General features: G+C 68.1%; 21 protein-coding genes. 12 read left to right on the forward strand and 9 right to left on the reverse strand.

All coding sequences use genetic code 11. From position 1 onward, the window contains the following. A partial coding sequence (locus tag F3J15_RS25695) for a DUF748 domain-containing protein (protein ID WP_166894823.1) occupies nt 1-1,278 on the forward strand: 1,278 nt, incomplete at its 5' end. Nucleotides 1,279-1,334: 56 nt separating this feature from the next. On the opposite strand, the gene F3J15_RS25700 is transcribed toward F3J15_RS25695, so the two are convergent. Then, nucleotides 1,335-1,559: a hypothetical protein gene (locus tag F3J15_RS25700; protein WP_027790361.1), complete on the reverse strand. Its 225-nt coding sequence runs from the start codon at nt 1,557-1,559 to the stop codon at nt 1,335-1,337. Between the two features lie 311 nt (nt 1,560-1,870). Between F3J15_RS25700 and F3J15_RS25705 the strand changes: the two genes are divergently transcribed. Continuing rightward, on the forward strand, nt 1,871-3,553 hold the full coding sequence (locus F3J15_RS25705) for an alkaline phosphatase family protein (RefSeq protein ID WP_166894825.1): 1,683 nt from the start codon (nt 1,871-1,873) through the stop codon (nt 3,551-3,553). Nucleotides 3,554-3,644: 91 nt separating this feature from the next. Here the strand turns inward: F3J15_RS25705 and F3J15_RS25710 are convergent, their stop codons facing one another. Continuing rightward, nucleotides 3,645-4,541, reverse strand: coding sequence for a LysR substrate-binding domain-containing protein (locus F3J15_RS25710; RefSeq protein ID WP_166894827.1), 897 nt, complete (start codon nt 4,539-4,541; stop codon nt 3,645-3,647). 161 nt (nt 4,542-4,702) lie between these two features. Between F3J15_RS25710 and F3J15_RS25715 the strand changes: the two genes are divergently transcribed. The 6 genes from F3J15_RS25715 to F3J15_RS25740 all read left to right on the forward strand — a co-directional run bounded on the left by F3J15_RS25715 (nt 4,703) and on the right by F3J15_RS25740 (nt 9,414). Further along, on the forward strand, nt 4,703-5,554 hold the full coding sequence (locus F3J15_RS25715) for an ABC transporter permease subunit (protein ID WP_166894830.1): 852 nt from the start codon (nt 4,703-4,705) through the stop codon (nt 5,552-5,554). 7 nt (nt 5,555-5,561) lie between these two features. After that, nucleotides 5,562-6,605, forward strand: coding sequence for an ABC transporter ATP-binding protein (locus F3J15_RS25720; protein WP_166894832.1), 1,044 nt, complete (start codon nt 5,562-5,564; stop codon nt 6,603-6,605). A gap of 26 nt (nt 6,606-6,631) precedes the next feature. Further along, nucleotides 6,632-7,720, forward strand: coding sequence for an extracellular solute-binding protein (locus F3J15_RS25725; RefSeq protein WP_069252675.1), 1,089 nt, complete (start codon nt 6,632-6,634; stop codon nt 7,718-7,720). Nucleotides 7,721-7,730: 10 nt separating this feature from the next. Next, on the forward strand, nt 7,731-8,564 hold the full coding sequence (locus F3J15_RS25730) for an ABC transporter permease subunit (protein ID WP_166894834.1): 834 nt from the start codon (nt 7,731-7,733) through the stop codon (nt 8,562-8,564). Next, nucleotides 8,557-9,090 carry a TIGR00725 family protein gene (locus F3J15_RS25735; RefSeq protein WP_166894836.1) on the forward strand — a complete coding sequence of 178 codons (534 nt, stop codon included), beginning with the start codon at nt 8,557-8,559 and terminating at the stop codon, nt 9,088-9,090. Before F3J15_RS25730 ends, F3J15_RS25735 begins: the two co-directional genes overlap by 8 nt. Nucleotides 9,091-9,219: 129 nt before the next feature. Further along, nucleotides 9,220-9,414 carry a YqaE/Pmp3 family membrane protein gene (locus F3J15_RS25740; RefSeq protein WP_006750656.1) on the forward strand — a complete coding sequence of 65 codons (195 nt, stop codon included), beginning with the start codon at nt 9,220-9,222 and terminating at the stop codon, nt 9,412-9,414. Between the two features lie 277 nt (nt 9,415-9,691). On the opposite strand, the gene F3J15_RS25745 is transcribed toward F3J15_RS25740, so the two are convergent. Genes F3J15_RS25745 through F3J15_RS25755 form a run of 3 tightly spaced genes read right to left on the reverse strand, consistent with a single transcriptional unit; the run spans nt 9,692 to nt 12,292 of the window. After that, nucleotides 9,692-9,871, reverse strand: coding sequence for a hypothetical protein (locus F3J15_RS25745; protein WP_089448587.1), 180 nt, complete (start codon nt 9,869-9,871; stop codon nt 9,692-9,694). Then, entirely contained in the window at nt 9,843-10,850 is a 1,008-nt protein-coding gene (gene cydB, locus F3J15_RS25750; RefSeq protein ID WP_039364378.1) for a cytochrome d ubiquinol oxidase subunit II, read from the reverse strand. Before cydB ends, F3J15_RS25745 begins: the two co-directional genes overlap by 29 nt. A 29-nt stretch (nt 10,851-10,879) precedes the next feature. Continuing rightward, entirely contained in the window at nt 10,880-12,292 is a 1,413-nt protein-coding gene (locus F3J15_RS25755; protein WP_166894838.1) for a cytochrome ubiquinol oxidase subunit I, read from the reverse strand. 442 nt (nt 12,293-12,734) lie between these two features. Here F3J15_RS25755 and ltaE point away from each other — a divergent pair, with 442 nt between their 5' ends. After that, the gene (gene ltaE / locus F3J15_RS25760; protein WP_166894840.1) at nt 12,735-13,748 is read left to right on the forward strand and encodes a low-specificity L-threonine aldolase; all 1,014 of its coding nucleotides are present in this window, start codon (nt 12,735-12,737) and stop codon (nt 13,746-13,748) included. A gap of 114 nt (nt 13,749-13,862) precedes the next feature. Here ltaE and F3J15_RS25765 read toward each other — a convergent pair whose 3' ends face one another. Beyond that, nucleotides 13,863-14,075, reverse strand: coding sequence for a DUF1059 domain-containing protein (locus tag F3J15_RS25765; RefSeq protein WP_069252668.1), 213 nt, complete (start codon nt 14,073-14,075; stop codon nt 13,863-13,865). A 170-nt stretch (nt 14,076-14,245) separates the two neighbouring features. After that, nucleotides 14,246-15,151 (reverse strand): HTH-type transcriptional regulator ArgP, encoded by a 906-nt coding sequence (locus F3J15_RS25770; protein WP_046548680.1) that lies wholly within the window; start codon nt 15,149-15,151, stop codon nt 14,246-14,248. A gap of 296 nt (nt 15,152-15,447) precedes the next feature. Here F3J15_RS25770 and F3J15_RS25775 point away from each other — a divergent pair, with 296 nt between their 5' ends. From F3J15_RS25775 to F3J15_RS25785, 3 genes are all read left to right on the forward strand, one after another. Next, nucleotides 15,448-16,101, forward strand: a complete 654-nt coding sequence (locus F3J15_RS25775) for a peroxiredoxin (RefSeq protein ID WP_089485010.1) — start codon at nt 15,448-15,450, stop codon at nt 16,099-16,101. Nucleotides 16,102-16,240: 139 nt separating this feature from the next. Further along, a complete protein-coding gene (locus tag F3J15_RS25780; protein ID WP_089428891.1) occupies nt 16,241-17,311 on the forward strand; it encodes an MBL fold metallo-hydrolase in 1,071 nt (356 codons plus the stop codon). A 125-nt stretch (nt 17,312-17,436) separates the two neighbouring features. Further along, a complete protein-coding gene (locus tag F3J15_RS25785; protein ID WP_089484835.1) occupies nt 17,437-18,096 on the forward strand; it encodes a glutathione S-transferase family protein in 660 nt (219 codons plus the stop codon). Nucleotides 18,097-18,199: 103 nt separating this feature from the next. Here the strand turns inward: F3J15_RS25785 and F3J15_RS25790 are convergent, their stop codons facing one another. Both F3J15_RS25790 and F3J15_RS25795 read right to left on the reverse strand, forming a co-directional pair. Then, nucleotides 18,200-18,892, reverse strand: a complete 693-nt coding sequence (locus F3J15_RS25790) for a phosphatase PAP2 family protein (RefSeq protein WP_166894842.1) — start codon at nt 18,890-18,892, stop codon at nt 18,200-18,202. 430 nt (nt 18,893-19,322) lie between these two features. Continuing rightward, a complete protein-coding gene (locus tag F3J15_RS25795; protein ID WP_166894844.1) occupies nt 19,323-20,555 on the reverse strand; it encodes an MFS transporter in 1,233 nt (410 codons plus the stop codon). Between the last annotated feature and the right edge of the window lie 34 nt (nt 20,556-20,589).

A 20,589-nucleotide genomic window follows, 5' to 3' on the forward strand; every position in this document is an offset into this window, starting at 1 on the left:
GCGTCGGCCGCGGCCGCGCAGCAGGCGTTGGCGCCGGCCGCCGCCTCGGCGACGGTCGTCGTGAAGGCCGCGCCGCCGCCGCAGAACCCGGTGCGCATGCATTTCGGCGAGTTGCTGCTGCAGAACGGCCGCGTGACGTACACCGACAACTTCATCAAGCCGAACTACACGGCGAACCTCGTCGCGATCAAGGGCACGGTCGGCGCGTTCGGCACGGATTCGACGACGTCCGCGCCGGTCGACGTCGCCGCGAATCTCGCGGGCAACGGGCCGATCTCGATCAAGGGTTCGGTGAACCCGCTGATCGAGAAGCCGGCGCTCGACCTCACCGCGACCGCGCACGACATCGAGCTGACCAACCTGACGCCGTACTCGGCGAAGTACGCGGGCTACCCGATCACGAAGGGCAAGCTCAACGTCGACCTGCACTACGAGCTCGCGAACGACCAGCTGAAGGCGAACAACCACATCTTCATCGACCAGCTCACGTTCGGCGACCATGTGGAGAACGACACGGCGACCAGGCTGCCGGTGAAGCTCGCGATCTCGCTGCTGAAGAACACGCGCGGCCAGATCGACGTGAACCTGCCGGTGTCCGGCTCGCTGTCGAATCCGGAGTTCAGTGTCGGCGGGCTGATCTGGCGCGCGGTGCTGAACCTGATCGCGAAGGCCGTCACGTCGCCGTTCTCGCTGCTCGCGCATGCGTTCGGCGGCGGCGGCGAGGATCTCGGCTACGTCGAATTCGCGCCGGGCTCGTACCAGCTCGACGACGCGCAGCAGAAGAAGCTCGACACCGTCGTGAAGATGCTGACCGAGAAGCCGTCGATCCGCCTCGACCTGATCGGCCGCGTCGATCCGGCGAAGGACACGTCGGGGCTGGGTGACGCGTACGTCGATCGGCTCGTGCGCCAGCAGAAGCTGAAGGACGTGGTCGGGCAGGGCGAGAGCATCGACCCGATGTCGGTGAAGGTCGAGCCGGCCGAGTACAGCAAGTACCTGACGCGCGCGTACAAGGCCGCCGACTTCAAGAAGCCGCGCAACGTGATCGGCCTGCAGAAGACGCTGCCCGACGCCGACATGAAGAAGGCGCTCGCCGAACATGCGCCGGCCGACGACAACGCGCTGCGTGCGCTCGCGCAGCAGCGCGCGCAGGCCGTGCGTCAATACCTCGACGGGAAGATCGATTCGAGCCGCGTGTTCGTCGTCGCGCCGAAGCTCGATGCGAAGGGCATCGAGGACAAGGGCGCGACCACCCGCGTCGACTTCGGCCTGCAGTAAGCAGGCCATCCGCCGCCGCGTCCGTTCATCCGTTCGGGCGCGGCGGCGCGTGTCCTTCAGCGCGCGGCGATCGCCGGTTCCTCGCGCTTGCCCAACTCCTTCTTGGCAGCCAGCGGCAGGCGCGCGTCGTCCCACTGCGCCAGCCATTCGACTTCCTTCGCGGTGAACACCTGTCCGTAGTTGCGCAACGCGTACTGCAACGCGTCGACGACGTGGTGGCGAATGATTTCGGGGGTGCGTGCATCGTCCAGCACGAACCGGAGGGCTTCCAGGGTCGACATACTCGTGCTCCGGGTCAGGGAAAACCCTTTATCACACGCCAATAGTCGCGCGCCAAGCCGGAAAAAAAATCGTGTGGCAAGTGACGCTTCGGACGGGTTGACCTATGCACCGTAGCAGTGCCGGCAGGTGCGCGCGCCCATCGCAATGTGCGCCAGGCCACCTTGCTTTGCGACCGATTCGTGTCACTTGCGATTGGTTACGTTTGATAGAAAACAGAAAGCCCCGCTTCATGCGAACGACCCACGGCGCAGCCATATTCTTGCGCGCCTGATGGCAAGTCACGCGGTTCAACGTCAATCGATGAGGTGGGGTGATCATGTCTTTCCTTGGTAAGCAGCGGAAGGTGGTGGTGATGGTGGCGGGCGCGCTGGCGCTCGCCGGTGCGGGTGCGCACGCCGCGCAGCAGGACGGCAACAGTCAGGGCGAGGACCGCGGCCACGCGAGCCGCGTCGTGAAGCACGTGCTGCTGATCAGCGTCGACGGCCTGCACGAGCAGGATCTCGCGCGCTGCATCGGCGCGAATACGTGCCCGAACATCGCGGTGCTCGCGCAGCACGGCGTGACGTACACGAATGCCTATACGCCGGGCCTGTCGGATTCGTTCCCGGGCCTCGCCGCGCTCGTGACGGGCGGCTCGCCGAAGACCGCCGGCCTGTTCTACGACGTGTCGTACGACCGCAACCTGTACGCACCGGGCGATACGAGCTGCTCGGGCAAGCAGGGCTGGAACGTCGTGTTCGACGAGACGACCGGCATCGATGCCCAGAACGGCGGCGCGCTGGTCCACCTCGACGGCGGCGGCGCGTTCAACCCGCAGGCGATCCCGAACGCGAAGGTCAACGGCAAGTGCGTGCCGGTCTATCCGCACAACTACGTGAAGACCAACACCGTGTTCGAGGCCGTGAAGGCCGGCATCCCGAACGCGACCACCGCATGGGCCGACAAGCACGCGTGGGGCTACGACTGGCTGAACGGGCCGTCGGGCACCGGCGTCGACGATCTGATGCGCACCGAGATCAACTCGATCGACCCGGTGACGAAGACGGACTACACCGACGTCTATTCGCATACCGCGCAGTTCGACAACCTGCACGTGCAGGCGCTGATCAACCAGATCAACGGCCGCGACTCGACGGGCACGAAGAGCGCACCGGTGCCGACGCTGTTCGGCGGCAACTTCCAGACGCTTAGCGTCGCGCAGAAGGCGTCGGTCGCGAAGGGCGGCGGCTATCTCGATGCGAACTTCACGCCGAACGGCCAGGTCGCGAACGCGATCACGTACGTCGACAACTCGATCGGCCATATCGTCGCGGCGCTGAAGCAGGCGAACCTGTATTCGTCGACGGCCGTGATCGTCACGTCGAAGCATGGCCAGTCGCCGACGGATCACACGAAGCTCGTGAAGAACGGCGACACGCTGACGAAGCTGCTCGAAGCGAACAACTACATCGACCCGAACGGCAACTTCGGCCAGAACAACACGAAGACGGGCAACCTGAACGACGGTTCGGGCCTGGTCGACACGGGCTTCGTGCAGACCGACGACGTCGGCCTGATCTGGCTGCGCGACCGCAACCAGCGCACGGCCGTGGTGCAGACGCTGAAGGCGAACCTGGGCTGCAACGCACCGGGGATCTGCGCGGACGGCTCGCAGGCGTACATCCTGTACGGCGCGGCGCTCGCCGAGCGCTTCGGCGATCCGGCCAACGGCCGCACGCCGGACATCGTCGTCCAGCCGAATCCGGGCGTGATCTACACGTCGAGCACGAAGAAGGACGAGGAGCACGGCGGCAACGCGCCGGACGACAGCCACCTCGGCCTGCTCGTGTCGTATCCGGGCCTGCATCGCGCACGCACGGTGACCGACACGGTCGGCACGAAGCAGGTCGCGCCGACGATCCTCGGGCTGCTCGGCGCGAACCCGCGCCTGCTGCACGCGGTGGTGGCCGAGAATACCGGCGTGCTGCCGGGCCTGGGCATCGGTCAGCACTGACAGCGGTTGCCGGACGCCGCTGCCCGGTGGTGTCCGGCAAGGCGGGGCGCGCGGCCGAGCGCGTCCCGCCGCATGACGTATGCGGGCCGGCTTACGCCGGCGCGCATTCGTCCAGCATCCATTCCCGGAAGTGCCGCAACGCTTCGCTCGTCTCGAGGCGCTCCGGCGCATAGCACAGGTAGTGCCCCTGCGCGTCGACCTCGACGGGCGCGTCGAACGGTTCGACGAGCGTGCCGGCCGCGAGATTGTCCGCGATCAGGAAGCGCGGCACGAGCGCGAGCCCGAGTCCCGCCTGCGCGGCCTGGATCAGCACCGAATACTGTTCGAAGCGCGGCCCGGCGAGCGCATTCATCTGCGTGGCGCGATGGCGTTCCGCCCACGCGGACCACGCGATTTCCGCCTGCTCGTGCACGAGGCGCGGCGCCGTGACGGCGTCGGCGGGCGTGCGCAACGCATGCCGTTCGCCGAATTCACGCGTACAGACCGGTACGAAGGTTCGCCCGTCCAGGTATTCGCTTCGCACCCCTTCCCAGGCGCCGTCGCCGTAGCGGATCGCCGCGTCGAGCCCGAACGGAAAGATGTCGCCGTGCGCGAGATGGCGGCGAAAGCTCAGCGTGACGCCCGGCGCGACGGCCAGGAAACGCGAGAGCCGCGGTACGAGCCACTTGGTCGTAAACGTCGGCACGCTGGCGATCGTCAGCAGGTCGCCGTTTTCGCGCGCGCTCAGCAGTTCGATCGATGCGTTGCCGATCTCGCGCAGCGGGCCGGCAACGCGTGCGTGGTACACCTGCCCGGCACGCGTGAGCACGAGGCTGCGCCCCTCGCGGGCGAACAGCTTCACACCGAACAGCGCCTCGAGATTCGCGATCTGCCGGCTGACCGCGCTGGGCGTCAGGCCCAGTTCGCGGGCCGCGTAGGAAAAGTTCAGGGTCTTCGCAGAACAGGTGAATGCGTGCAGTTCCGAGACGTTCGGATACAGGTGCTTCATCGCGACTATTCCTTCGGCGCACAGATCGATGCGGGCTTTGTACGTTTTTTTCATGACGATGCCATGTCGAATCCGCACACTCCAGCCATCCAGAAAACGCGTGATAGCCCTGCCCGGCGGGCGTTGCGTGGTGTCTTCGTCTCTTGTCCGCGAGTGTTTTCATGCCTGCGTCTACCGCCCCGGCCCTGGCCGATGGTGTTCCGATTTCGCGTAACAGGCCGGTGCGTCCGAGTGCCGGACGCTTCCTGCTGCACGCGCTCGTCGCGGTGTTCGGGCTCTACCTGTTGCTGCCGATCGCGCTGCTGCTGATCGGCTCGGTGGGCCAGTCGTGGACGAACACGCTGCTGCCGACCGGCTTCACTTGGCACTGGTTCGCCGATCTCGCCGGAAATCGCAGCTTCACCCGCGCATTCGGCGTGAGCCTGACGGTGGCGCTGGCGTGTTGTGCGCTGAACGCCGCGGTCGGCCTGCCGCTCGCGTATGCGCTGCATCACCGTGCGCAGGCCGGGCGCGGCATGGCGACGCGCGTCGTGATGCTGATGCCGGTGGCCGTGCCCGCGCTGACGCTCGGCTTCGGCTATATCGCGATCTTCAGCGGCGACACGCTGCCGTGGCTTGGCACGCTGCCGCTGATGATCGGGGCCCACGCGGTGCTGACGCTGCCGTACCTGCTGCAGACGCTGCTCGGCGATCTGCGCCACCTGGGGCTCGCGCGGCTCGAGGCCTGCGCGGCGACGCTCGGTGCGACGCCGCTGCGCCAGTTCTTCACGATCGTGCTGCCGAACCTGCGGCACAGCCTGTTTTCGGGGCTCGTGATGGTGGCCGCGCTGTCGATCGGCGAATTCCAGATCTCGAACCTGATCGCCGGCTTTCGCTACCGCAACTATCCGATCGTGCTGCTGCAGGCGTTCTACGGCGCGTCGGGGATGGCGTGCGCGGCGACCGTCGTGCTGCTCGTTCTCGCCGTGCTCGCGACGCTCGTATCGGTCGGCACCGTGCAACGTATGAAGTGAGTCCGTCATGAGTCTCGAGTTCGAACACGTCAGTTTCCAGTATCCCGGCGCGCGACACGGCGTCGACGACGTCACGCTGTCCGCCGCGCAAGGCGAACTGCTCGCGGTGATGGGGCGCAGCGGGTCCGGCAAGTCCACGCTGTTGCGGCTCGCGGCCGGCCTGCTCGACGGCGGCAGCGGCCTCATCGCGATCGGCGGCGCCGACATGGCGGGTGTGCCGGTGTGGCGGCGCGAGGTCGGCATGGTGTTCCAGCACTACGCGCTGTTTCCGAACCTGTCGGTAGCCGACAACGTCGCGTACGGGCTGAGGATGCGCGGTGTCGCGGCGGACGCGCGGCGGCGGCGCGCGCGTGACATGCTCGAGCGCGTCGGTCTGGCGGCGCATGCGGAGCGCGGCATCGCAATGCTGTCCGGCGGGCAGCAGCAGCGCGTCGCGCTCGCGCGTGCGCTCGTGATCGAGCCGAAGCTGCTGCTGCTCGACGAGCCGCTGGCGGCGCTCGATGCCGGCATCCGCCATCAGCTGCGAGACGAGATTCGCGCGCTGCAGCGCGCGTGCGGCGCGACGACGCTGCTCGTCACGCACGATCAGGACGAGGCGCTGAGCATGGCCGACCGCGTGGCGATCGTCGACGGTGGGCGGGTGCTGCAGGTGGGCACGCCGCGCGACCTGTACGAGCGGCCCGCGTCCGCGCAGGTCGCGCGTTTCGTCGGGCATTCGACGCTGCTGCGCGGCCGCGTGATCGCGCACGATACGGTCGACGTGCGGTTCGCGACGCTGCGCGTCGAGACCGGCGGGCACCGGCCGGGCGCCGAGGTCGAGGTGCTGGTGCGGCCGGAGCACGTGGAGGCCGATCCGCCAGAGCACGGCGTGAACCGCATCGACGGCGCGCCGGGCGACGTGCGCTACTTCGGCGCGACGCAACGCTACGACTTCATTCCCGCCGGCTCGGCCGACCCGCTGCTGTGCGAAGGCCGCGTGCCGGCCACACGGCGGATCGCGATCGACCCGCGCCATCTGCTCGTGCTGCCGGCCGCGCCGGATGCGCAATGACCCCTTTCATTCAACGGAGATCCCCGATGCTTGCAGGCCACCCTCTTGTGAAAACCATGCGCGCCGGCGTGCTGGCGCTCTGCGCGTTCGCGGCGCTGGCGGTCGCGCCGGCGCACGCCGCGCCGCTGTATCCGGGCGAGGACGCGCTGTATGCGAAGGCCGCCGACGAAGGGCTCGTCGTGTCGTTCGACACGGGCCCCGAATGGGCCAACTGGAAGGCGCTGTTCGCCGAGTTTCGCAAACGCTATCCGAAGGTCGAGATCACCTACAACGACATCGGCTCGGCCGCGACCGTGGTCTCGCTCGACAAGTCGCGCCGCCGTCCGCAGGCCGATACCGCGTACTACTTCGCCGCGTCGGCGCTCGACGCCGAAAGCAAGGATGTCGTCGCGCCGTTCAAGCCGGTCAACTTCGACAAGCTGCCGGACGTGTTTCGCTCGGCGGACGGCCGCTGGTTCGCCGTGCATTCGCTGAACATCGCGTTCCTCGTCAACCGCAAGCTCGTGAAGAACGTGCCGCAGCGCTGGTCCGACCTGCTGAAGCCGGAGTATCGCAACGCGGTCGTCTATCTCGACCCGCGTTCGACCGGGCAAGGGCAGGTCGCCGTGTTCGCGGCCGCGTATGCGAACGGCGGCAGCGTCGAGAACCCGAAGCCCGGCGCGGAATTCTTCGGCAAGCTGAAGCGCGCGGGCAACGTGCTGCGTGTCGAAGGCACGACGCCTTACGCGAAGTTCGTGAAGGGCGAGATTCCGATCCTGATCGGCTACGAGAACGATGGCCTGAAGGCGAAGTACGTCGACGGCATGGGTGACGCGGCCGACGTCGTGATTCCGCAGGACGGCAGCGTATCGGCGCCGTATGCGATGAGCCTCGTGAAGAACGGCCCGAACCCGTCCGCCGCGCAGCTGTGGCTGAACCTGGTGATGAGCGACGTCGGGCAGGGGCTGTTCGCGCAGGGCTTCGTGCGGCCGGCCGTGCCCGGCACGCCGGTCGCGCCGGATGTCGCGGCGAAGCTGCCGAAGGCGCCGCAGGTGCGTCCGCTCGACGTGGCGAAGGCGGCCGCCCGCAAGGCCGAGATCGACCAGCTCTGGTCGCAGGCGACGCTCGGCCAGTAAGGGGCACACGATGCAGACCTCCCTGGCGGAACGCGGCGCGCTGCGCCGCTTCGGCGCGGTGCCGGCGGCGGTATTGCTGGCGGTGTGCTTCGCGCTGCCGCTCGCCGCGCTCGTCGGCTCGGCCTTCACGGACGGCGGCCGCGCGTTCGGCGTGGTGCTGCGCGATCCGCTCGTCGCCGATGCGATCGCACGTTCGCTGGCGCTGGCGGTGGGCGCCGGCACGCTGTCGGTCGGCGTCGGCGTGCCGGTCGCATTCGCGCTGGCGGGGCAGTCGCCCGCCCGCCGCCACTGGATGCTCGCGCTGCTCGGCGTGCCGCTCGCGTTCTCCGGGCTGGTGATCGCCTACGGCTTCATCCTCGCGTTCGGCCGCGCCGGCTTCGTCACCACGCTGGCGGCGTCGCTGGGCGCGGACCCGACCGTGCTCGGCGGCGCGATCTATACGATGCCGGGCCTGGCGGCCGCGTATGCGTATTACCTGATCCCGCGGGTCGCGCTGATGATCTACCCGGCGCTCGCGAATCTCGACCGGCGGCCGCTCGAGGCGGCACTGACGCTCGGCGCGCGGCCGTGGCGTGCGTGGGTCGACGTCGCGTGGCGCGAACTGTGGCCGTCGGTCGCGTCGGCGTGGTGCCTCGTCACGGCGATCGCGCTCGGCACCTACGGCACGGCGCTCGCGCTGGCCGGCACGCAGATCAACATCCTGCCGCTGCTGATGTATCTGAAGCTGTCGGACGGGCAAACCGATTTCTCGCAGGCGGCGGTGCTGTCGATCGTGCTGACGGCGATCTGCACCTGCGTTCTTGCATTGGGGGAAGGCCTTGTACGGCAACGACGTCATGGATGAGTGGTCGGAAGCGGCGTGCGACGCGCTGGCGCAGCTCGCGCAGCGGCAGCGCGGCACGCGGCGGCATCGCATGCCGGTCGGCGTGATCGGTCCGCGCGAGGCGACCGACGAACAGATGCGGGTCGCGGAGCGGGTGGCGCATGCGCTCGCGGCGGCGGGCGTCGCCATCGTCGGCGGCGGCAAGCAGGGCGTGATGGAGGCGGCCGCGCGCGGCGTGCATGCGGCCGGCGGGTGCGCGATCGGGCTGCTGCCGGAAGACGATGCGACGCTCGCGAATCCCTACCTGAGCGTCGCGCTGCCGACCGGGCTCGGCATCACGCGCAACGCGCTGGTCGCGCGTGCGTCGCTGTGCCTGATCGCGGTCGGCGGCGGGCTCGGGACGCTGTCCGAGATCGCGCTCGGGTTGCAGTGGGGCAAGCCGGTGTTCGCGATTTGCGACGCGCCGCGCGTGGCGGGCGCCGAATGCTTCGACGAAGCGGACCAGCTCGTCGCGCGGGTTGCGCGGTGGCTGGCCGACGCGGCGTAGGTCGTATGGCGCGCGTGCCGATCGCCGGCTGCGTCGGCAGGCGAGTGCCGGTTCGAACTTGAAATGGGGCGCGCGGCCCGTCATATTGTCTGCGCCTGAACTTTCAACGACGCCCCCGGAGGATTCCCGATGCGCCTTTTGCTTGCCTTGCTGTTGCCGTGGTTCCAGTTCTTCACGATCGGCCGCCCGATCGCCGGGATCATCTGCCTGATCCTCCAACTCACGATCATCGGCTGGCTGCCGGCCGCGATCTGGTCGGTGTATGCATTGAGCCAGTACAAGACCGACCGCAAGATCGAAGCGGCGTTGGGCGAGCGGCGGTAGGCTGCCGTCGAGCGCGCGAAGTAGCTGTTTCGGCAGGGATCTACATGGATTGCCGGCCTCCATGGGCACGATTCGTATGGATTTCTGCCGAAATGACACTGTTCTGGTGAACAGGCAGACGCGACACCATGGACCAACTTCGCCATGCCGGAATGGACGCTCGGCGTCGTGCGGCGCGCGCCGCGACAGCGATTCCGGCGTCGCGGCAACGGCGCCTCCGTCGATCGACAGAGGCGCGAGGCGTCAGGAGGGAAGGAATGCCGGTCGGTCGACCGGCTTATTTCACCGCAAACAGCGTCAGGTTCATGAAGATCTTGAACGCATAGCCGAGCGTGACGGCGCCGATCACGCCGCCCGCCCACAGGACGACGAACCACATCCAGCCGCGCATGCGCGGCTTCGGCGCATCGGGCTGGCGGTCGGCGGAATCAGTGGTGGTAGTAATGCTGGTCTTCATGGCGCACCTTGCCTCGGAATACCCAGTAACCCATCGTCGTGTAGGCGATGATGATCGGGAGAATAACCGCTGCGCCGACCAGCGTGAAGGTCTGGCTGGAACGCGGCGCCGCGGCTTCCCAGATCGTCATCGTCTGAGGAATCGCATACGGGAACAGCGTGACGAGCAGGCCGACGTAGCCGAGCAGCACGAGCGCCAGCGCGAGCACGAACGGGGTCATGTCGTGCCGGGCACGCACCGCGCGGCGCATCCACACCGCGCAGCCGGCGACCAGGAACGGCACCGGCAGCAGGCGCCAGAACAGCCCCGAGTCGAACCAGCGCTGCGCGATGGCCGGATCCTGCAGCGGCGTCCACAGGCTGACGACCGCGATGAAGCCGAGCAGCACGACCGTCAGCGGCCATACGACACGATGCAGGCGCCGTTGCAGGTCGCCTTCCGTCTTCGCGACGAGCCAGCAGCAGCCGAGCAACGCATAGGTCACGATCAGGCCGAGGCCGGTCAGCAGGCTGAACGGCGTGAGCCAGTCGAAGGCGTCGCCCGCGAATACACCGTCCTTCACGTTGATGCCCTGCAGGAACGCGCCAAGCGCGATCCCCTGGAAGAACGTCGCGCCGGCCGAGCCGCCGATGAACGCGAGATCCCACAGCTGCTTCGTGCGCCGCGCCTTCGCGCGGATCTCGAACGACACGCCGCGGAAGATCAGGCACACCAGCATGAAGATCAGCGGCAGGTACAGCGCGGACAGCACGGTCGAATAGACGACCGGAAACACCGCGAACAGCCCGGCGCCGCCGAGCACGAGCCACGTCTCGTTGCCGTCCCACACGGGTGCGACCGTGTTCATCATCAGGTCGCGTTCCTTCTCGTCCGGGAAGAACGGGAAGACGATGCCGATGCCGAGGTCGAAGCCGTCGAGCACGACGTACATGAAGAGCCCCAATGCGATGATCGCGGCCCAGATTACGGTGACGTCCATAGGTTTTCTCGTATGCGGAAAGGGTGGGCTCAGACGGTCTCGAGCGGCTCGTCGACGGCCGACATCGGGCGGCGCGCGGTGTGGTCGGGGCGCGTGTCCGGGGTGTCGTCGTGCTTCACGTCGGGCAGCGCGGGGCCGGCCTTCATCAGCTTCAGCATGTAGTACACGCCGGTGCCGAACACGAGGAAGTACACGATCACGAACGTCATCATCGACAGGCTGACCTGCTGCACCGACAGCGGCGATACCGCATGCGCGGTGCGCATTACGCCATACACGACCCACGGCTGGCGGCCCGCTTCGGTCGTCACCCAGCCCGCGAGCAGCGACACGAAGCCGGTCGGGCCCATCACGAGCGCGAAGCGCTGGAACCACTTCGATTCATACAGGCGGCCGCGGCGGCGCAGGAACCAGGCGAGCGCGGCGAGGCCGATCATCGCGAAGCCGAGGCCGACCATGATCCGGAAGCTCCAGAACACGACCGTCGAATTCGGGCGGTCTTCCGGCGGGAATTCCTTCAGCCCGCGGATCTCGCCGTCCCAGCTGTGCGTGAGGATCAGGCTGCCGAGGTGCGGCACCTTCACCGCGTAGCGGGTCGTTTCCGCCTGCATGTCCGGGATGCCGAACAGGTTCAGCGCGGTGCCGCCCTTCTCGGTTTCCCACAGCCCCTCGATCGCGGCGATCTTCGCGGGCTGGTGCTTCAGCGTGTTGATGCCGTGCTGGTCACCGATCACGGCCTGCAGCGGCCCGAGCACGAGCAGCAGCCACAGCGCCATCGAGAACATCTTCTTCACGCCCTTGTCGCGGCGGCCCTTCAGCAGGTGCCACGCGCCGGTCGCGGCCACCACGAGCGCGGCGACGATGAACGCGGCGATCGCCATGTGGAACAGGCGGTACGGGAACGACGGGTTGAAGATGATCGCGAACCAGTCGGTCGGCACGACGCGGCCGTCGACGATCTCGAAGCCCTGCGGCGTCTGCATCCAGCTGTTCGACGCGAGAATCCAGAACGTCGAGATCAGCGTGCCGATCGCGACCATCAGCGTCGCGCCGAAGTGCGCGCGCGGGCTCACGCGGTTCCAGCCGAACAGCATGATGCCGAGGAAGCCGGCCTCCAGGAAGAACGCGGTCATGACCTCGTACATCAGCAGCGGCCCGGTGACGGCGCCGGCGAAGCTCGAGAAGCCCGACCAGTTCGTGCCGAACTGGTAGCTCATCACGACGCCGGAGACGACGCCCATCCCGAACGCGACCGCGAAGATCTTCGACCAGAACAGGCAAAGGGTTTTGTAGTACTGCTTGCCGGTTTTCAGCCAGCGATATTCGAGCACGGCGATGAAACTGGCGAGGCCGATGCTCAGCGCCGGAAAGACGATGTGAAAGGAGACGGTGAACGCGAATTGCAGGCGGGCCAGATCGAGGGCCGAAAGAGCGGTGTCCATACCAGTTGACCGAGGCTGACGATACCCGCCGGCGGGTGCCGGCGGACCCCGCCGGACGGGCGTCGGGGTTGGCTGGAGTATGGGCCGCGATGTTGCACCGCGAAATGCGCCAACTCGTCGCAGATGTCCAGCCCGTCGCGCGCGATTCCGGGGTAAATCGTTGATTCGTATCAAGAAGGCTGCTTGCGGCGCGCGCGGCCGCGGCGTGGCGGTCTGACGCACGTGCGGCAATATGGCGCGTCGCGTCATCGGAACGATGCGGCGGATGCAGAGACGGCGGCGCGCGGCGCGGTGTCGCCGGGCATCTGGTCCGGCCGCCGATGGCCGGACGTGATGCGCATCCGGCCATCGGCACGTGCCGCACGATTTGCGTACACTCTGAGTCTCGTTTCGGCAGGGCCGGGCGCATCGGATCCGGTCCGCGTTCACTCAGGGCACGAAGATGATCGATTTACGCAGCGATACCGTGACACGTCCGAGCCAGGCAATGCTGGCCGCGATGACTGCCGCCGAAACCGGCGACGACGTATGGGGGGACGACCCGACCGTGCTGCGCCTGCAGGTGGTGACGGCCGAGCGGGCCGGCAAGGAGGCCGGCCTGTTCTTCCCGAGCGGCACGCAGAGCAACCTGGCCGCACTGATGGCCCATTGCGAACGCGGCGACGAATACATCGTCGGCCAGCTCGCGCACACCTACAAGTACGAAGGCGGCGGTGCGGCCGTGCTGGGCAGCATCCAGCCGCAGCCGATCGAGAACGCGCCGGACGGCACGCTGCCGCTCGCGAAGATCGCCGCGGCGATCAAGCCGCTCGACAATCACTTTGCCCGCACACGCCTGCTCGCGCTCGAAAACACGATCGGCGGCCAGGTTTTGCCGGAAGGCTATGTGCAGGAAGCCACCGCGTTCGCGCGCAGCCGCGGGTTGTCGCTGCACCTCGACGGCGCACGCGTGTGCAACGCGGCCGTCGCGTCGGGCCGGTCGATCGCCGAGCTGTGCGCGCCGTTCGACAGCGTGTCGATCTGCTTCTCGAAAGGGCTCGGCGCACCGGTCGGCTCGGTGCTGGTCGGCAACCGTGCGCTGATCGAGCGCGCGCAGCGCTGGCGCAAGGTGCTCGGCGGCGGGATGCGGCAGTCGGGCATTCTCGCGGCGGCCTGCCTGTATGCGCTCGACCACAATGTCGAGCGGCTCGCGGACGATCACGCGAATGCCGCGCATCTCGCCGAAGGTCTCGCACGCATCGATACGGTGAAGGTGCTGTCGCACGCGACGAACATGGTGTTCGCGCAATTCCCCGAAGCCGATTGCGCGCCGCTCGAGGCGTGGCTCAAGGAACGCGGGATTCTCACGCAGATGCTGTACGCGTCGCGCTTCGTCACGCACTGCGACGTGTCGCGTGCGGACATCGATACGTTCATCGACGCGGTCGGTGCGTATTTCGCGCAGCGCCGCGCGTAAGGTGAAATGCGCCGGCCGGCGGGGACGCCGGCCCGATGTGGCGCGAAGCAGGGAGCGTAGAGGCGACGGGGGCGACGTGGCAACCCGTCTGTCGATATCGGGCGAGCCGGCGGATCATGCTTGCCGGGGTGCGTCGGCGGGTGGTGTGCCGTCGTGGAACAGCGCTTTCAGTTGCGTGCGCAGTTCGGCGCTGTCGGTGTGCTGGTGCACCTGGACCGCATGTTGCACGGCGGCCTCCAGCAGTTCGTTGTCGGAGTCGGCGGAAATCGCGACCGAGCAATTCGTCGCGCTGGGAAACTCGCGGCAATCGATGTAGCGGCGAGACATGAGTTTCTCCTTGCAGGAAAGGGAACGACCGGATGTGCGTAAGCGGCCGCGCGGCGCGCTCGCGGGGCCGATGGAAAAAGTATAGGCGGCGCGGCGGGGATTCTCGCCCTCAGGTATACCGCACACCCCGCACCCGGCCCCCCCCGGCTGCCGTGCCGCTCAAACCCGCATCACGGCAGCGGCGCGAGCAGCCGCCGCGCCGCTTCGACGACCCGCTCGGACAACGACGCCATCGTCGGCGACTGCACGGTCCACGCGTGCCAGTACAGCGTGACGTCGGTCGGATGCGCGGGCGCGAGATCGACGAGCCCCTGCGTGTCGAGCGGTGCACTGCCGATCAGCGGCTCCGGCACCATCGCGTAACCGAGCCCGTGCCGCACCGCCGCGAAATGCGAATGGGTACCCGGCACGTAGTGGCACGGATAGGCACCCTCGGGCAACCCGAACTTCTCCTTCAGGAACGACGACTGCAGCGTATCGCGCCGCGAATACGCGACGACGGGCGCCTTGCGCGCGCTCGTGCGGTTCAGCCCGCGCGGAAACCAGCGCACCGCGAACGCGGCGGCCGCGAGCAGCCGGTAGCGCATCGTGCCGAGCGGCGTCGCGAGGCAGCCGCGCATCGGCTTCGGCTCGGTCGTCACGCAGCCGACCGCCATCCCGCTTTCGAGCAGCGCGAACGTGTGGTCCTGATCTTCGACGATCAGCTCGAACAGGATGCGCTCGCCCGCGAGCACGGATGTCAGCGCCGGCAGAAACCACGTACCGAGGCTGTCGGAATTGAGCGCGATCGTGACCGAGATCGGCGATTCGCGTTCGGTCGCGAGCGTGCTCTGCAGGTCGGCCTGCAGCAGCGCGACGCGGCGCAGGTGCTGCAGCACGCGCTGTCCGGCCACCGTCGGGCGGCACGGCCGCGTGCGCAGCACGAGCGGCGTGCCGAGGCTTGCTTCCAGCGCGCGGACCCGCTGTGTGACGGCGGATGCGGTCACGTGCAGGCGCACGGCTGCCTGCTCGAAGCTGCCCGTGTCGGCGACGGCCAGCAGCGCGGCAGCCTGCTTCGGATCGATCGTCATCGACATGCCGGTGGGATTCCTGTGAACGTAAGACGAGAACAGCCGGTAGTGTAAGTCAGTGCGTACCAGCGAGCGGCCGGACCCGGCGCAGCGTCCTGCTGCACCGCATTCGTCGCCGGAATCGGCCACGGCACGCCGGATCCCGCCCACCGCATGTCGGTGGCGCGCGCATTTTGACCTACGCTATATGAACGCGCGGAACCCGGCATGTGCCATGCCGGCCCTTCGCGCGCGGACGATCGCGCGTCGTGCGCAAGCCGCGGCGCGGGCGTCGTGACGATTCCCACTTGATGGAGACGAACATGTCGATTCGACTAGGCGAGGACGCGCCCGATTTCACCGCGGAGACCACTGAGGGAACGATCCGCTTTCATGAATGGATCGGCGACCACTGGGCGATCCTGTTTTCCCATCCGAAGGATTTCACGCCCGTATGCACGACCGAACTCGGCTACATGGCCGGGCTCAAGCCGGAATTCGACAAGCGCAACACGAAGATCATCGGGCTGTCGATCGATCCGGTCAGCGATCACCGGAAGTGGGTGACGGATATCGCCGAAACGCAGGGTCACGCGGTCAACTATCCACTGATCGGCGACGACGAGCTGAAGGTCGCGAAGCTGTACGACATGATTCATCCGAATGCGAGCGGCGGCCCGCGCACGGCGGTCGACAACGCGACCGTGCGCTCGGTCTTCATCATCGGGCCGGACAAGAAGGTCAAGGCGATGCTCGTCTATCCGATGAGCGCGGGGCGCAACTTCGACGAGGTGCTGCGCCTGCTCGACGCGCTGCAGCTCAACGCGAAGCATACGGTGGCGACGCCGGTGAACTGGAAGCCCGGCGACGATGTCATCATTCCGACGTCGGTGTCGGACGATGCGGCGAAGCAGAAGTATCCCGACGGCTTCCGGACGCTGAAGCCGTACCTGCGCTACGTGACGCAGCCGCGTTGACGCACCGTGCCGGCCGGATGCCGGCCATGCAGGACCACGACGGGGCGGCCCGCGCGACGGCGACAGTCGCGGCGCGGGCCGGACGACAGCATCAGGTCCGCATCAAACAAGCCTCAACCAGCGACGGAGCGACTTCGCGATGATCTTCCGGCAACTCTTCGACCCGCAATCGTCGACGTACACGTACCTGCTTGCCGACAGCGCGTCGCGCGAAGCGGTGCTGATCGATCCCGTGTTCGAGCAGGTGCGCCGCGACGCGGCGTTGCTCGACGAGCTCGGGCTGCGGCTCGTCGCGACCGTCGACACGCACGTGCATGCGGATCACGTGACGGGCGCGTGGCTGCTGAAGCAGCGCACGGGCAGCACGATCGCGATCTCGGCCGCGAGCGGCGCGCAAGGCGCCGACCGCTACCTGAACGACGGCGATCGCTGCGCGTTCGGTGCGCGCTACCTGACCGTGCGCGCGACGCCCGGCCACACGAGCGGCTGCATCAGCCTCGTGCTCGACGACGAATCGATGGCGTTCACCGGCGATTGCCTGCTGATCCGCGGCACGGGCCGCACCGATTTCCAGCAGGGCGACCCGCGCGCGCTGTATCGCGCGGTGCACGGCCGGCTCTTCACGCTGCCGGCCGCATGCCTGCTGTACCCGGCGCACGACTATCGCGGGCTCACGGTGACGAGCGTCGGCGAGGAGCGGCGCTTCAATCCGCGTCTCGGCGGCGACCTGAGCGAAGACGATTTCGCGGGCTACATGCGCAACCTCGGGCTCGCGCATCCGCGCCAGATCGACGTCGCGGTGCCGGCGAACCTGCAGTGCGGCGTCGCCGCGAACGCGCCCGATGTACAGGCCGCGCCCGACTGGGCGCCGCTCGTCTATACGTTCGCCGGGTTCTGGGAAATCGATCCGCAATGGCTCGAGGATCATCTGCCCGCGGTGCAGGTCGTCGACGTGCGCGAGCCGGACGAATTCACCGGCCCGCTCGGCCACCTGCCCGGCGCGACGCCGATTCCGCTCGGCGAACTGGCCGCGCGCGCCGGCGAGATCGCGCGCGACCGGCCGGTCGTGACCGTGTGCCGGGCCGGCGGGCGATCCGCGCAGGCGACCGTCATTCTGCTGAAGGCCGGCTTCGACACGGTGGCGAATCTGGGCGGCGGGATGCTGCGCTGGCGTGCCGAAGGGCGCGTCGTGATGGACGGCCGGTCGTAACGCCCCAAGTCGCGCGACAAAAAAATTCCGGATCGCTGTCGAAATGGCCGCGTGCCGTTCGTCGTCAAGATATCCGATCACGTGGCGCCGCATCACGCGGTGCCGAAACCCTGAGAGACCGCACGATGATGCCGACGCTATACGCCCATCCCTTTTCGTCCTACTGCCAGAAGGTGCTGACCGCGCTGTACGAGAACGGCACGCCGTTCGCGTATCGCGTGCTCGCGCACGACGATCCGAAGCCGATGCAGGAACTGGCCGCGCTGTGGCCGCTGAAGCGCTTTCCGGTGCTCGTCGATGCCGGCCGCACGGTGGTCGAGGCGTCGATCATCATCGAGTATCTCGGCCTGAACCACCCGGGCCCCGTGCGCTTGCTGCCCGACGATCCGCATGCGGCGCTCGAGGTGCGGGCGATGGATCGCTTCTTCGACAACTACGTGTCGACGCCGCAGCAGAAGGTCGTGCACGACGCGCTGCGGCCGGAGGCCGAGCGCGATGCGCGCGGTGTGGCCGATGCGCGCGCGATGCTGGAAACGTCATACGCGTGGCTGGACAAGAAGATGGCCGATCGCGAATGGGCGGCCGGCGACCGCTTCAGCCTCGCCGACTGCGGCGCGGCGCCGTTCCTGTTCTACGCGGACTGGACGCACCGGATCGATCCGTCGTTCGCGAACGTGACGGCGTACCGCCAGCGTCTGCTGGCGCGGCCGTCGTTCGCGCGCGCGGTCGACGAAGCGCGGCCGTTTCGCCCGTTCTTTCCGTTGGGTGCGCCTGATCGCGACTGATCGGCGCGGGCGACGCGCGGCGCGCCGCCACTGCGCATGGCCGGCAACGCGTGCCGGGGCGGCGGCGGAACGTGAGCAGCGGCAACATCGCGGCGTCTCCCCGTCACATCGTGTGGGTGGCCGACTGCGCGAGCGTCAGCAGTTCGTCGAACTGCGTGATCAGCTCGAAGCACAGCAGGAACGCGAGCGTATAGGCCGGCGCGGGGAAGCGCTTGATCAACGCGAGTACCTGCGGCGCGAAGCGCGAGCGGATCGCATCGCGCGTCAGCAACCACGCGAGCGCGATGCCGATCGCAGCGCCCGCGATCAGGTCGGTCGGATAGTGAAAGCCGAGATACGCGCGCGGCACGCAGATGAACACGACCGCATACACCAGCGCCAACACGCCGACGCGGCGCGCAATGATGAAGATGCCGGTGGCGATCGCCATCCACAGCATCGCGTGATCGCTCGGAAACGAACTCCATGCCTGCAGTGTGGCTGCGCGGAGTCCCGCCGACGGAAAGTGCAGGTGCAGGTCGGGGTTGTAGATCGGCCGCACGCGGAACGGCAGCACCTGCGCGAGCAGCCGGCCGAACGCGAGCGCGATGAGCCCGCTTGCGATCGTCGCGACGACCAGCTCGCGCTGCCGCTCGCGGTTCGGGCCCGGCTGGAACCACAGCCAGCACAGCACGGGAATGAGCACGAAGCCCTTGAACGTGTACAGGCCCGCGATCACGCGGATCGCGTGATTCATCAGGGGGCCGAACGTGACGTGAGTGAGGAAGGTCTGGATCGTGGTGTCGAAATCGTTCATGTTCTGTGCGACCCGGGCGGACGCTCAGTGCATGACATGCGGCCGGCAGGATCGGAAAGCGCGCTCGTACCGGAGCGCAACGGGGGGCAAGTATGTCACCCGTTATTTCGAAGAAAATGCGAAAAAATACCGGGAATCCCCTGATAAAACGGGGCTGCGCGGTGGGGCCGGATGGCCGGGCGCCACGTGGCGGGGCGCATCGAATCGTCCGACGTTTTCGCGTCGACGCGCACGGCCGCCGGAAAAATAATCGGTTGAACTGGACATTCGTTCGAGCGGGTGCGGACCTTGCGCAGAATGGGGGCTTTTCGTGCCGAATGCGCACGAATCTGCCAGGCTGCGCCGCGTCATGCGTGCGCCGATCGAAAATAAAAGAAAAGGCGGGCAAGCCCTTGTGGGCCTGCCCGCCAAGTGAGTGCGACGCGGAAACTCAGTGGCGCCAGATTCGTACGGCGAGCGCGGCGAGCGACGTCACGACGGCCAGCCCGGTCACCGCATTCCAGCCCAGTTGCGCGAGCAACAAACTGCCGATCGCGGCGCCTGCCGCCATCCCGATGAACATGCCGACGAACAGCACGGCATTGAGGCGGCTGCGCGACGCGGGGTCGATCCGGTAGACGATTGCCTGGTGCGCGATCAGCGTGGCCTGCACGCCGAGATCGAAGCCGATCGTCGCGACCGCGAGCAGCACGAGCTGGGCATGCGCCGACATCAACGGTGCGGCGGCCATCGACGCGAACGACACCGTCGCGATGCCGATGCCGATGCGCGTGACGCGCTCGGGGCCGTGATGGTCGGCCAGGCGCCCGGCAATCGGCGCGGCCAGCGCACCGGCCGCACCTGCGAGGCCGAACGCGCCCGCGGCTGCGCTGCCGAGGTGGAACGGCGCGCCGTGCAGCATCACCGCGAGCGTCGACCAGAATGCGCTGAACCCGATGGCCAGCAGCCCCTGCGCGAGCGCGGCGCGGCGCAGCGCCGGATGTTGGCGCCACAACGCGCCGAGCGACCCGATCAGCGCGCGATACGGCAGGCGCGTGGTCGGCTCGAAGTGCGGCAGCCCGCGCGCGGCCACGACGCCGATCACGGCGACGCTGACGGCCGCGAGCGCGAACATCGCGCGCCAGCCGGCCGTTTCGGCGACGAACCCGGCCACGACCCGCGACAGCAGGATGCCGAGCAGCAGCCCCGTCATCACCGTGCCGACGATGCGGCCGCGATGCGCGTCGTGCGCGAGCGTCGCGGCGGCCGGCACGACGTCCTGCGCCATCGTCGCCGCGAGGCCGATCGCGAAGCTCGCCGCGAGCAGCAGCCCGAGCGACGGCGCGATGGCGGCGAGCAGCAGCGCGACGACCAGCGTCGCGGCCTTGGTCACGATCACGCGGCGGCGGTCGAAGCGGTCGCCGAGCGGCGCGAGCAGCGGGATGCCGAGCGCATAGCCGAGCTGCGTGAGCGTCGGCACGAAGCCGATCGCGCGTGCCGACGCGCCGAGATCGGGCCCGAGCGCGCCGAGCATCGGTTGCGCGTAGTAGAGCGGCGCGACCGCGAGGCCGGCGGCGGCCGCGAGCAGCAGCACGAGCCGGCGATCGGGCATCGAATGGGCGGCCGGGTGGGCCGGGGCGTGTGCGGCGCGGGGCGCGGCATCGAGACGGGACGGAGTCGACATGGCGTGCATCCTGGGTGCGATGAAGGAATGGACG

It is taken from the genome of Burkholderia sp. Ap-955, assembly GCF_011753045.1.
Classification (GTDB): Bacteria; Pseudomonadota; Gammaproteobacteria; order Burkholderiales; family Burkholderiaceae; genus Burkholderia; species Burkholderia lata_D.